Below are 12,622 nucleotides of genomic sequence, written 5' to 3' on the forward strand. Positions count from 1 at the left end.
TGTTCCGCAGCGGATTTCGTGACCGCCGCCACTCGCGACGGAAATCCGGTGGCTAGCGGTTCAGGTCGCGCAGCGCGGCGATGTCGGCCAGCGTCTCCTCCAATCCGACCCGTCCGGTCGTTTCCACCGCGATCGGCGCGAACAGCGCGGTGGTCTGGCGGGCCACGTCCGCGACGGCATGCCGGGATGCCTCCGTGATCGCGGCGGCGATCTCGTCGTACTCCAGATCGCCGATATCGGAAGAGAATTTGATGTCGATCACAATTCCGTCGGCGTTGACCGTGACGGTGACGCGACGCCGTTCGGCGGTGCCGGTGCCCATCAGCCGGGTGCGTTCGTCCTGCAACCGGCCGATTTCGGCGGCCTGCTCCCGGAACTCCGCGACGCTCGCGGTGAAATCGTTGTCGGACAAGGCTTTCCCCTTCAGCGGTCGAAAGTGCCGCGAGGCGTGGGCCGGTATTCGACCGCGTCCTCGAATTCCGGTCGTGCCGAATCGTTCTCCCGCTCACCGGGTGGTGTCAGCGGCGCCGGCGGCGGCGTGGCGAGGCCGTCCTGCAACGCGGGCAGGCCCTCGATGAAATCGCCCAGCTTCGGCAGGCTCGCGCGGGCGGCGAGCAGGGGGGCCAGCAGTTCGTCCGCCTTGCGCTTGACCTCGGCCGCGGCCTGCTGCGCGGCGGTCACCGTGGCACGGGCGATCTGGCCGTAGCTCAGATCGTCGATGTCCTCGGAGAAGGTCGTACGCACGATGGACCCGGATGCGTTCACCTCCACGGTGATTCGCCCGCGTTCCACACTCGCCGACGCGGTGAGCTCGTCCCGTCGCTGCCGCGCGTCGATCATCTGCGCCATGACGTCGTGGAAGGAATCCAAGAACTGGGCGAAATCCGTGACCAGTCGTTCGTTGGGTCGCGACACGGAATCAGTACATCACAAATCGGACAGCATGGTGAAGGTCCGCTCGACGCCCTCGGTGCGCACCGGCAGGCCGGTGTACTCGACCAGATAGTCGAGCACCTCGGCGGCGTCGCGTTGTCCCTCGGCGTCGGGCAGCGTCACGACGAATCGCGCGGGCCGGGGCGTGGTCTCGCCGATCAGCGCGACCAGCTGGCCGCCGCGCAGCCGGAGCACCAGCACCGGTGCGCCCTCGCGGCCGGGCTCGTCGAACGACGCCTTCACGGCGTGCTCCACCAGCGCCATCGACAGCTCGAGCCAGCCGATCGGCACACCGGAACCGGGCGAGGGCCAATCGTCCGGATCCGCTTCCGCGAAAACCGGTTCCGGCCAGGGCCGCCGCCGCTCCAGTTCGGCCAGCAGTTGCCGCAGGAAGGCCAGGATCGACACCTCGTCGTGCCCGTCCGCCGCCGTCAGCGCCGCCGCCGGCACCGTGGCGGACGTCACGGCCCGGGTGAAGGCCGGATGGAAGTCGTCGACGGTGGCCCAGTGGCTGATGCGGTCGATCAGGTCGGTCGCGGCCCGGCTCACCAGCTCGGCATCGTCGAGATCCGCGACTTCGCCCATCGCGGCGCAGAATTCGGCGAGCAGGGTCTCCTGCCACTCCAGCTCGTCGAACGACTCCTGAAGTGACGGTTCGGGATTCACGCGTTCAACCTTCCGGGGGATCAGGTGCCGGGTGGCTTCGACCAGCCCGACTGCTCCCAGATGCCGCTGCCGGTGCCGCCCTCGGGTTCGGGCGGCTCGAATTCGGCGGACTGGGTGGGTTTCGTGGCTTTGCGCTTCTTGCGTTCGGATTCCGTCGAGCGGGCGCCGGAACCGCCGCCGGCGCCGCCCGGACCGTACGGCATACCGCCGGTCTGACCGAGGCCCGCGCGGTTTCCGGCCGCCGAGCCGCCCGCGGTGCCCTTCGCCAATTGCTCACCCTGGAAGGGGCCCTGCGGATTCGAGGACGCACCGGGTGCGCCGCCGCCGGCGCCGCCACCGCTCTGGCCGGAGCCGGTGGAGGTGCCGCCACCCGCGGTCGCGGACCGGCTCAGCGCGTCCTGGTTCCCCGCACCGCTACCGCCGTAGCCGCTGTAGGGGCCGCCGGGCCCGTAACCGGGGAGGGGTTTGCCGTCGGGGCCCAGTGGTGTGCCGTCGGGGGCGTAGCCGTAGGCGCCGGGGAGGGGTTTGCCGTCGGGGCCGAGCGGTGTGCCGTCGGGGGCGTAGCCGTAGGCGCCGGAGAGGGGTTTGCCGTCGGGGCCGAGCGGTGTGCCGTCGGGGGCGTAGCCGTAGGCGCCGGGGAGGGGTTTGCCGTCGGGGCCCAGTGGTGTGCCGTCGGGGGCGTAGCCGTAGGCGCCGGCCAGCGGTTTGCCGTCGGGGCCCAGCGGCGTTCCGTCGGGGGCATAGCCGTACGGTCCGCTGGCGCCGAGTGCGGCCGCGGAGTAGCCGGGATCGGCGCCGCTGCCCGGGTAGTCGCCCGCGCTGCCGAGGGCACCGTCGCCCGAACCGGTTCCGTCCGAGCCGATTCCGCCGGAGCCCGGGCCGCCGGAGCTCAGGCCGCCGGCACCGGACCCGAGCGCGCCCGCGCCGAGGCCCGAACCCGCCGGCCCGGCACCGGATCCGAGGCCGCCGAGCGATCCCGCGCCGGGACCCGCACCGGCGCCGAGGCTTCCGGCACCCTGGCTGCCGCCGGCGGAACCGGCACCGAGACCGCCTCCGGAATTTCCGGCCCCGGCACCGCTTCCGCCGGAATTGCCGCCGCCCCCACCGGAATTGCCGCCACCGCCGTTCGCTCCGCCGTTGCCGTTGCCGTTGCCCCCGTTGCCGCCGCCGTTGTCACCGCCCCGGTTTTCGCTGATCTCCCGGATGCGTCGCTCGCCGAACGAATCCTCGTGTTTCTGGAAGGCATTCGCGGCATCGACCAGATCGGCGCCGTAGGTACTGAAGAGATTCTCGTAGGAGACGAAGGCGCCGTCCGGGCCCAGCAGGTCGTCGCGGGAGGCGATGTAACCGGTCGCGCCCTCGGAGAACTTCTTGCCCATCTCGTCGTGGCCCCAGGGTTCCCCGAGCCCGTTGAGGCCCCCGGTGAGCGTGGACACGATCGAGGCGAGCGTGTCCTTCAGGGCCTCGAAATTCTTACCGGCCCTGCGCAGGTCGTCGATGTGGACCTCGAGTGTCTCCGACGAGTCGGGCGAATCGCTGGACACGGGACCTCCTTGCGGGCAAGACGGGCAACGCCATCACACCACGAATACGGAGACGGCGCGCAACGAGCCGATGAAGGCCCGGCGAACTCGTGATCGAACCGCCGAATCGTGCGTGAGCACCGCCGGAAGCCGTGCTTCGCTGTATCAGGATGGCGATGGCCGACACTGTGTTCCGGAACGTGGACGAGGAGACCCGGCGACGTGACCAGTTCCGACGGCGACATGTCCAGGGCCGTGCCTGTCGACGCCGATGTGCCGTTCCTGCTCGGCGAACTGGGCGTCGATCCGCTGGCCGGCGAGGCTCGCACCGAAGCTGTTGTGGTCACGGACATCTCGCCGCGGGAGGCCGCGGCCGGGAGTGACGGCGAGCGCACCGCGCGGCTGCGCGAACTGACCGCGCGCATCTGTCGTGGCCTGACCGCGCTCGGTCCCGAGGGATGGACCCGGATGGAAGCGGTGTTCGCGCTCACGGTGGCGGCCGAGGCGGGGTACGTCGGCTTCGTCGACGATCAGGAGCGCGTGGCCCGGGTCGAACCGCCCGGCGACGTCCTGGCCGCCCTGCGCGAACACCGCGCGCTGTCGGCGGCCGACGGCGACGGGCCGTGGTGGCGGCTGCTGATCGGGGCGGACGCGCAGGGCGCGGTGGAGCTGCTCCCGGACGCGGGCGAGGACCCGTTCCCCGACGACCAGTTGTTCGAGCCCGAGGTGTATCGCGAGGATCTGCGGGTCTTTCCGCGCCGGCGGCTGCCGGTCTGGCTGGCCGCCTACGTGTGGCACGACGGCCGCCAGGTGCGCACGCCCCGGCAGGCGGCCGCCGCCGCGCGGTCCGCGTCCGCGCCGCCCACGCCGATGTCCGGGCTACCCGATCTCCCCGCGCTGTGGGGCCGGTGGGCGGTGATCGCGGCCGCCTTCCTGGCGATCGGCTCGCCGCGTGGTCCGGGAGTGGCCCCGGCTCTGGCCTGGTACGAGGACGAATGGCGCAGCGGCTCCTCACTTTTCGTGCTGCCGGACGGCCGGGCGGTACTCTCCGGCGGCGTGAGCGAGGCCCCGGAACTGGACGCCGCCTACAACATCGGCGGTGCGCTACCGGATCTCTATGCCGGCGCGCCGGTGTGGGTCGCAGATCCGGTGCTGGACCCGCGATCGCGGGCCGGCCTGCTGTCGTTCTGCTACTGGTGGACCGGTGACCGCTGGTATCGCGGTGGCGCCGAGAGCGATCCGGGCCCCGCCCTGCCCGCGGTGCACGGCGCCGCCGCGGCCGCGGCCGCGCTCGCCGATCTGCTCGAAACGAAAGTGCCTCCGGTCGAAGCGATTTCGAATCTGATCGGTGCGGCCGAGGCCCGGCGGGTGCGGCGACAGGACCTGGCCGCGGTGTTCGCGGACCCCGACCACGATCTCGACAGCGCCTACTACCAGCTGATCATCGCCGGGGTCACCGTCGACTGACCAGGTGGTTCGCGGTCCGGACCGGGAAATCACACCGATTTAACGCCGTTGTCCCATCGGGACATATCGGAATGGCTACAGTCCGGAAATCGGGTGACATCGAGATGGCCGGTGCGGCAATCTCGTGTGAATCACAGGTGAGTGATCGGAGCAGTTGTCATGACGAGCGGCGCGATCGTGGTGTATCCGGACCGGCTGGCGGATGCCGGCCGTCGGCTCAGCGGCAGTGGAACCGGTTCCGCGCAGGGCGAACTCGCCGCGATCGTCGGCGATCTGACCACCAGGCTGGACAACTACGGGTCGCAGACCTGGGGCGACGATTCATACGGTAAGAAGTTCGCCGACGGCCACGACGGCTATCTCGCCGCACGGGACAATCTGCTGACCGGCGGCACCGAGATGGCGGCCGCGATCGGTTCCGTCGGTCGTGGATTGATAGCTGCCGCAGGCAATTTCACCGACAACGAGGCCTCGGGCCGCGACCGTTTCCGGAACCTGCGCGGCTGACCGGTCCCCGTCGTGTCGCTGTACCTGCCGGAGGGTCTGCGCTGGCTGGGCTGGGTCACCGGCGCGGAATGGCCCGCCGGGGACGAGGATCGCATGTTCGCGATGGCCCAGGCGTGGCTGGACGCCGCGGACCGGATCGAACGCGAGGTCGTACCGCTGTTGTCGACCGCCGGAACCGGCGTCGCGGCGGCCTATCTCGACGGTGACGCCGTGGCCGCGGTGAGCGCGGAAATGCGGCAACTGCTCTCGGGCGACAATTCGGTCGAGAAACTGGTGGCGGACTATCGGCAGATCGGGCATTCGACCCGGCACGCCGCGACCACCATGGAACAGACCAAGATCATGATCATCATGGCGCTGACCACGTTGCTGGCGCAGATCATCGGGGCCTGGCTGTGGCCGCCCACCGCCCCCGGGGTCGAGGCCGCGGCGATCGGCGCCACCCGTGCCTATCTCTATCGGGTCACCGGCACGGCACTCGAGGCGATCGAGCGGATCCCGGGTATCGGCGGATATCTGGTGAAGACCATAAAATTCGTCCCGGTCATCGGAGACCAGCCGGGAAAACTCGCGGGCATCGTCGCGAAACCGTTCACCGATCTGGTCGCGAAGGCCGCCCCCGGACTCGCCGGTGCCGCCGGTCGGCTGGGCGCCGACGAGGCGCTGGCCCTGTCGCTGGCCAAGATGCCGGAACAACTCACGAAATTCCTGATCGAAAAGGCCGTCAACAACACGATCTGGGCCGGCGGCCAGGACGTGCTGGTGCAGGGCATCCAGATGGCCGAGGGACATCGGGACGAGTTCGACGCCAAGGAATTCGGCATGTCGGTGACGGCCTCGATCGCCGGCTGGTATGTGGGCGCGACGGTCGCCACCTACGCCGAGAGGGGCGCCGCCGCCTGGCTGAAATCGCTGGGAAAGGACGCCACCGCCGGCGTCTGGGGCGCCGCCGCCGGCGCCTTCGCGGGTGTCATCTCGACCGAGGCCGCCTCTGTGGTCGGCGCGGGGGTTGCCGCCGCCTGGACGGGGACCTTCGACGTCACCGGACTGTGGCACGGCATGATCGGCGCCGCGGCGAGCAACAGCATCATGGGCGCGCAGCGCGGCTACATCGGTGAATTGGGCGCTGCCCCAGGCACCGGAGCGCGTTTCGACGCCGAGGCGCTCGGCCTGCATCCCCACGGCGAGGACGAGATCGTCCCACCCGCTCGCGCGCCCGAGCGGATCGGCTCGTTCGACGAGATCCGGGACCAGATGCGGCAACGCCACGCCGAGGAGTTGCGTACCGCGGGCCCGGACCGCGCCGACGTCGCGGACCGGCAACGCGTGGAGATGTTGCGCCTCAACCGTTCCCAGGTCGCGGAGAAACAGGCCGAACTGGATGTCGCGCGGGCGCGCGGGCGGGCGGTCGCCGCGGGCGCGGCGGCGCCCGACGAACATCCGGCCGTGGTGAACGCCAGAGCGCAGCTCACCGAGGCCCGTCGCACCGCGATCCGGGTCCGCGCCGATCTGCAACGCGCCGAAAACCCCGGTGGCGCGGCACGTCCGGCGCCACGCGCGGCGCACGAGGAGGTCGAGACCCGGGCACTGCGCGGCCGCGGCGCGCTGACCGACGACGAGGTGGCCGTACTGGGCCGCCTGGAACCCGAACTGCCGCAACGCTATCGGGGTCAGGACGCCGGCGCCCACCGCTATGTCCGGGACACCATCGACGAACTCCACCGCCGCGGCGCCGAACTCGGCAACGCCGACGCCGAGGTACGCCGCCGCTACGCCGCGATCGGCCCCGAACTCCACGAACTCGGCAACACGCGCGCCGCGCACGAGGACACGCTGACCGAGGCCCAGCGGGAACACACCGCGGCGGGTGATCGAGTCCGGCAGCGGCAGCGGGCATTCGACGAGGCGGACACCGATGCCGCGCGCGACCATGCCCGGCAACAGCTGCGCGCCGCGACGGAGGACGAACGGACCGCCGCCCGCGCCGTCGACAACGCCAAGGCTCGCCTGGAAGTGACCGATCGCCGGCTGGCGGCGCTGCGCGGCCGCGACGACCCCGGCGGCGTCGCCGATCTGGATACCGCCGTACATCGTCAGTCGGCCGCCGTCGATCGGGCCGATCGAGCACACGACGAACTCGATCGGGCGCTACGCCAATCGAATCGCCAACTCGCGCATTACCAGCGCGAGCACGCCGACCTGGAGGCCGAACGCCGGGACCTGGTGGACGCCCAGGCGAACACCCGAGCGCGGATCCGCGAACTGGATGACGCCCGCGCCGGCACCGCCCCCGAGAATCGCGCCGGAATCGACGACCTGACCCGCCGGATCCGCGCGCTCGACGCCGAATCCGACCGCCGTGCCGCCGAAATCGACGACCGCACCGCCGCACTCGACCGCCTGGCCGAGGCCCGCGCCCAGCTGATCGACGATCGTGCCCGTGCCCGCGCCGCGGTGGAGCGCCTCGACAACACGAACCCCGCCCGGGACGACCTGCTCCTGCGCTCCGGCACCACCGAGACCCGCCTGCGCCGCGAACTGGCCGAACTCGACAAGAACCTCCGCTTCGAACGACAGTTGATCGACGGCGGCTACATGAGCGGTAAACCCAAGGCCCGCAAGCACGCACTCGACCAGACCATGCCGGACCCGTTCGTCGTCCTGACCCCGCCTCCGGAGACCTTCTGGCTGGACCCCGCCGACACCGGAGCGGACCCCGGGCAACCGGGCGAGGACCCGGGCGACGACGATCCGGATGGTGGCGGTTCGACCGGCAGCGGCTCGGGTGGGGGTGCTTCGACGGGAAGCGGATCGGGCGGCCCGAGTGGAAGTGGTTCTGGCAGTGCCGGTTCGGCGGACGCCGGTGCCTGCGGGAGCGGGCAGACCGGAAGTTCCTCCGATGGTGGTGGTTCCGGCGGTGGAAGCCCGGCCGGCGGTAACGCGGGCCACGGCGGTTCGACGGGTAGCGGGCCGGGTGGTGTTCCGCCCGGCGGTGGTTCGGGCCATGGCGGGCCTGTCGGTGGGGGTTCGCCTGGTGGTGGTTCGGGCTATGGCGGACCGGCCGGTGGCGGGTCGCCCCATGGAGGTTCGGGTTATGGCGGGCCGGCCGGTGGTGGTTCGTCCGGTGGAGGTTCGGGCTACGGCGGTTCGTCCGGTGGTGGGCCGGCCGGTGGTGGCTCGGGTCACGACGGTGGCTCGGCCCCGGCCGCATCCGGGGGTGGCTCGGTTGGAGACGGTGCGGGCCACAGTGGCTCGGGCCGTGGTGGTCCGGCCGGAAGTGGTTCGCCCGCCGGCGATTCGCACGGCAGCGATCCGGACGCGAAGGGCTCCGGCGATGAGGATTCGGCCGGTTCGGACGGCCCGGCCGATGCCGATCCTGACTGTGGTGCTCCCGACGATCCGCTCGAGGACGGCCCCGATGACGGCGGACCACCGGAAGACGGCCTGCTCGAAGACGATGTCGACGGAGACGATCCGCGCGGGTGCGATCCGAGCGACCGCGGTCCGGGTGCCGATTCGGCCTTGAGTGGCCGGGAGGACGGTGTCGACGGAGACGATCCGTCCGGGTGTGACCCGGGTGACCGCGGTCCGGGTGCCGATTCGGCCTTGAGTGGCCGGGAGGACGGTGTCGACGGAGACGATCCGTCCGGGTGTGACCCGGGCGACCGCGGTCCGGGTGCCGATTCGGCCTTGAGTGGCCGGGAGGACGGTGTCGACGGAGACGATCCGTCCGGGTGTGACCCGGGCGACCGCGGTCCGGGTGCCGATTCGGCCTTGAGTGGCCGGGAGGACGGTGTCGACGGAGACGATCCGTCCGGGTGTGACCCGGGCGACCGCGGTCCGGGTGCCGATTCGGCCTTGAGTGGCCGGGAGGACGGTGTCGACGGAGACGATCCGTCCGGGTGCGATCCGGGTGACCGCGATCCGGGTGCGGGCCTGGCCCTGAGCGGCCCGGATGGGCATGGCCGGGATCGTGCCGATCCGGGCGGGGATCGCGACGGCCCAGCGGGCGGCGATCCGGCCGGAGGCGTGGACGACGGTGGCCCGGACGTGGAGGAGACCGACCGATGAGCGACAACGAAATCGACGTCGAGGCACTGCTGATCGCGACGGCGAGCCCGGACATCCCGTTCAGTATCGGCACCGCGCCCGGCACCGCGCCCGGCACCGCGCCCGGCACCGCGTCCGGCACCGCGCCCGGCACCGCGCCCGGCACCGCGCCCGGTGCCGCGGCGGTCGCGGCGACACGAGCCGGGGCGGACTACGATCCGCACGCCGACATCCGCCGCTACGCCACCGAACTCGCCACCGACATCACCGACGTGCTGCTGCCGGACGCGCCGCCGGACTGGCGAGAACTGACCGTGACCGGCACGGTCACCGTCGCCACCACGGCGGGGGAGGCGGTATTCGTGGATGCGGCAGGCGAATCCACCGGCGCCGCGGTGCCGGAGGCGGCGGCGGGCCTGCTTCGCCTGCTGCGCACAGTGACCACGCCGTTGTCCGCGCATCCCTGGTATCGGGTCCGGCTGCACCGCACCGTAACCGGGCCCGCGAGTTACGAATTCGACTACGGCGAGCGGCCGTTCCCGATGAGCCAGCTGCTGTCCCCGGCCGACTACCGCGCCGACCTCGAAGCCTTTCCCCGGGAGCGCCTCCCGGTATGGCTCGCCGCTCACCTCGACGAGGCCCGCCCGCAGTTGCGCACGCCCCGGCAAGCCGTGGTGCGGGCCCGCGTCGATCGCGATTCGGGCACGGTCCCGGCCCCGGTGCGATTCCTGCACCCGGACCTGGTGTGGGCCCGCTGGGCAACCACAGCGGCGGCGGCCGTGGCGATCGGTTCCGACTGGGGTCCGCGAATTCTCGGCGCCACTGCGGTGTTCGAGGCGACCACCGGCAACGGCGCCACGCTGCACCGGCTTCCCGGCGACCGCGCGGTGCTGTCCGGCGGCGTCTGGAACGCCCCCGAACTGGACGCGGCCTACAACGACGGCGCGCCCATGCCCGATTACTTTGCCGGGGCGCCGGATTGGGTGTCCGCACCCGTGCTGAACCCGCGCGCGTTCACCGGTCTGCTGTCGTTCTGCTACTGGTGGGACGGCACCGGCTGGTACCGCGGCCGGTCACCGGCACCGGCGCGCATCGGCGCGGCGATCCCCGGGCTGTGGACCGCGGACACCGTCACCGATGTGGTGTGCTCGGTGCTGGGCGAGAACGTCTCTCGCCCAGCGGTTCACGACCTGGTACTCGCCGCCGAATCCGCCGCGGTCACCCGCGACGCGGTAGCGACGGCTTTCGACCCGGCCGAAGACCACGATCTGGTCGGCGCTTTCGCCCAATTCGCGCTGGCCGGCCTCACGGTCTGAGTCAGCTGGCCACCCGGGTGTCGTCGTCGGTCGGCCCGAACCGCGTCGACAGCCGGTAATGGCCTGCCGCGACGAGCGTGTCGAGCGCCGCGCGCCGGCTCGGGCACGACCGCGGACAGGCACGATGTACCTGCATCAGCCGATGCGCCTCCTCTAGATCCGCTGGCCGTACATCCGCAGTACAGATCTGTTCGTCGGACACGGTGGTCCACCTCCCCGCCGGAAGCTGAGCGTCACTGAACAGGACGCTTGTATTCCATGATCGCGCCAACCGGACGGCGACGCAGAGCCGAAATCGACCCGTTACCAACTCTTTACGTGGTCACGGGTCGCTCGTTGCCTTGTGGTCGCCTAGGATCGCTGCCGTCCGCTGCTCAGGTGAGCCGGAAGTTGTAGGTGGCGTACCGCGGATTGTCGCTGCCCGCATCCTCCCACGAGTAGCCCTTGCGGCCGATGTGGTTCAGCCGGATCCGGGAATCGGCCAGGATCTGGAAGCCGCTGCGCCGCGCGCGCTCGCAGAACGCGTAGTCCTCGCCCAGGTACCAGTGGTTGTTGCCCTCCGGCAAGAGCATCGGCAGGAAATACGGCACCGTCACCCGCCCGAACTGTTTGTTGCACCACGGCAGTCCCTCGTGCATCCGGATCGCCTCGTACACGCCGCGATGGGTGAACAGGAAACCCGTTGCCGCGTACTTGATCTCCAGCAGCCCGCCACCCTCGCCGAACAGGACGTTCTCGGTGCCCGGCTGCAGATGGCAGGCCAGCTCCCGTACGCCCTTCTTCACGTAGATGCCACAGACCAGCGGAAGATCGTGCGCGAGCAGCAGATCCACGGAGTCGGCATCGAAACCGATGTCCGCGTCGATCCACATGATGCTCTCGAAACCGTCCTGCAGCGCGTCGGTGGCCATCTGGCTGCGCGCCTGATCGATCGCGGCGTAGCCGGTCACCACCCGCACGGTGTACCCGCGCCGCTCGAGTTCGTTGAGCCCGCGCCCGCAATCCGGCTCCAGATACCCACTGCACGGAACCAGTACGACGCAGCGACGTGGATCCATCGTTGTCCACTCCATCCTCGAACCGTCCGATCGCGGGCGAACCCCGCAGACAAGATCGTAGGCAGGTCGCCGGACAGTGCGAAACCGTCCGTACCGCACCGATACACACCGATTCCGGTATCGGCCCGGACAACGTCCGATGCCGCTCGAATCGAATCGCACGGAGTTCGCGTACCGGATCGTGGGGAACACGATGAAGATGAGCGCTCCGGGCAATTGCACCGCGCCGCGGCGCATTAGGATTTCGATGGCCGGAACAATTCTCGCACAGGCCGCTTCCCGGCACGCGGAATGAGCAAAGCGCGCGGAACGCCGCCGACGATTCCGTGTGCCGGGTGCGCAACGGTCGGGTACGGTGTTGCCAGGCATAGTGAAAAGGGGGCGTGTCGAGGTGGGCGACAAGGGTATTCGCAAAGTGTGCACAAACTTACTTCCGCTTTCCGGCGAACGGGCGGCGACCGGTGCCGGTGGGCAGCAGCGCCGGTCATCCGCTACAACCGTGTAGAAGCTCATAGCGAACGCGTGCCGCGTCCGGCAGGTCGCGGTAATGCGGTAAAAGACAGCGGCTGGTAGCCGCTGCTCGACCGGCGGGTCCGCGCACCCCTCGGCGTGGACTCGCCGGTCGGGATTCTCCGGCTACCATCCACCGAAAAGCACAGCAAACCCTAGGATTTCGATGACCGACTCCATCGCCGGCAACGGTGCCCGGCCGCTGCGCCTGGCGCGCGTCTACAGCGGACGTGACGATACCGGCCGGCCGATCGTCGATCGGCCCGCGATCGACACCGAATTGCGCGAAGCGCTGCTGACCTATCTCGAATCGGCGCCGATCGTGCTGGCCGCCCGCAGTTTCGCCGTCGACGAGTTCATCCCCGCCGAACGCGACGTCCCCATGAACTATCGCACCGACGGTGCCTGGATCTGGTCCGGCTCGGTTTCGCACTATCTACGCAAACACGGACTCTCCCCGGAACCCGAACTGGTGCTGCACATCCTCGACCGCAATTTCCACCTCGGCGAGGTCGACGACACGACCAAGGATCTGGCGGTCTCGCTGATCACCGGCGGCTGAGGTCGCGTGCGTCGCCGCCGCGACCGCGTT

General features: G+C 70.5%; 11 protein-coding genes. 5 read left to right on the forward strand and 6 right to left on the reverse strand.

The window, feature by feature from the left end; genetic code table 11:
- Positions 1–52 precede the first annotated feature (52 nt).
- The 4 genes from NRB56_RS02675 to NRB56_RS02690 are packed head-to-tail and all read right to left on the reverse strand — an operon-like array spanning position 53 to position 3,143.
- Complete coding sequence (locus tag NRB56_RS02675; protein ID WP_194290697.1) at positions 53–412, reverse strand: YbaB/EbfC family nucleoid-associated protein; 360 nt, start codon at positions 410–412, stop codon at positions 53–55.
- 11 nt (positions 413–423) lie between these two features.
- A complete protein-coding gene (locus NRB56_RS02680; RefSeq protein WP_153338825.1) occupies positions 424–915 on the reverse strand; it encodes a YbaB/EbfC family nucleoid-associated protein in 492 nt (163 codons plus the stop codon).
- A 12-nt stretch (positions 916–927) separates the two neighbouring features.
- A complete protein-coding gene (locus NRB56_RS02685; RefSeq protein ID WP_153338826.1) occupies positions 928–1,599 on the reverse strand; it encodes a hypothetical protein in 672 nt (223 codons plus the stop codon).
- A 20-nt stretch (positions 1,600–1,619) separates the two neighbouring features.
- Positions 1,620–3,143 (reverse strand): hypothetical protein, encoded by a 1,524-nt coding sequence (locus NRB56_RS02690; RefSeq protein ID WP_153338827.1) that lies wholly within the window; start codon positions 3,141–3,143, stop codon positions 1,620–1,622.
- Between the two features lie 201 nt (positions 3,144–3,344).
- On the opposite strand from NRB56_RS02690, the gene NRB56_RS02695 reads away from it, so the two are divergent.
- The 4 genes from NRB56_RS02695 to NRB56_RS02710 all read left to right on the forward strand — a co-directional run bounded on the left by NRB56_RS02695 (position 3,345) and on the right by NRB56_RS02710 (position 10,462).
- On the forward strand, positions 3,345–4,589 hold the full coding sequence (locus tag NRB56_RS02695; protein ID WP_153338828.1) for a hypothetical protein: 1,245 nt from the start codon (positions 3,345–3,347) through the stop codon (positions 4,587–4,589).
- A 159-nt stretch (positions 4,590–4,748) separates the two neighbouring features.
- Positions 4,749–5,096 carry a hypothetical protein gene (locus NRB56_RS02700; RefSeq protein WP_153338829.1) on the forward strand — a complete coding sequence of 116 codons (348 nt, stop codon included), beginning with the start codon at positions 4,749–4,751 and terminating at the stop codon, positions 5,094–5,096.
- A 12-nt stretch (positions 5,097–5,108) separates the two neighbouring features.
- The gene (locus tag NRB56_RS02705; RefSeq protein ID WP_153338830.1) at positions 5,109–9,167 is read left to right on the forward strand and encodes a WXG100-like domain-containing protein; all 4,059 of its coding nucleotides are present in this window, start codon (positions 5,109–5,111) and stop codon (positions 9,165–9,167) included.
- Positions 9,164–10,462 carry a hypothetical protein gene (locus NRB56_RS02710; RefSeq protein WP_153338831.1) on the forward strand — a complete coding sequence of 433 codons (1,299 nt, stop codon included), beginning with the start codon at positions 9,164–9,166 and terminating at the stop codon, positions 10,460–10,462. The genes NRB56_RS02705 and NRB56_RS02710 overlap by 4 nt, the downstream gene beginning before the upstream one ends.
- A gap of 1 nt (position 10,463) precedes the next feature.
- On the opposite strand, the gene NRB56_RS02715 is transcribed toward NRB56_RS02710, so the two are convergent.
- Positions 10,464–10,664, reverse strand: a complete 201-nt coding sequence (locus NRB56_RS02715; RefSeq protein ID WP_153338832.1) for a hypothetical protein — start codon at positions 10,662–10,664, stop codon at positions 10,464–10,466.
- Positions 10,665–10,836: 172 nt separating this feature from the next.
- Positions 10,837–11,535, reverse strand: a complete 699-nt coding sequence (locus NRB56_RS02720) for a hypothetical protein (RefSeq protein WP_227837073.1) — start codon at positions 11,533–11,535, stop codon at positions 10,837–10,839.
- Between the two features lie 661 nt (positions 11,536–12,196).
- On the opposite strand from NRB56_RS02720, the gene NRB56_RS02725 reads away from it, so the two are divergent.
- Complete coding sequence (locus NRB56_RS02725) at positions 12,197–12,592, forward strand: hypothetical protein (RefSeq protein ID WP_194290698.1); 396 nt, start codon at positions 12,197–12,199, stop codon at positions 12,590–12,592.
- The last annotated feature ends 30 nt before the right edge of the window (positions 12,593–12,622 follow it).

This window comes from Nocardia aurantia (genome assembly GCF_009604425.1).
GTDB classification, from domain to species: domain Bacteria; phylum Actinomycetota; class Actinomycetes; order Mycobacteriales; family Mycobacteriaceae; genus Nocardia; species Nocardia aurantia.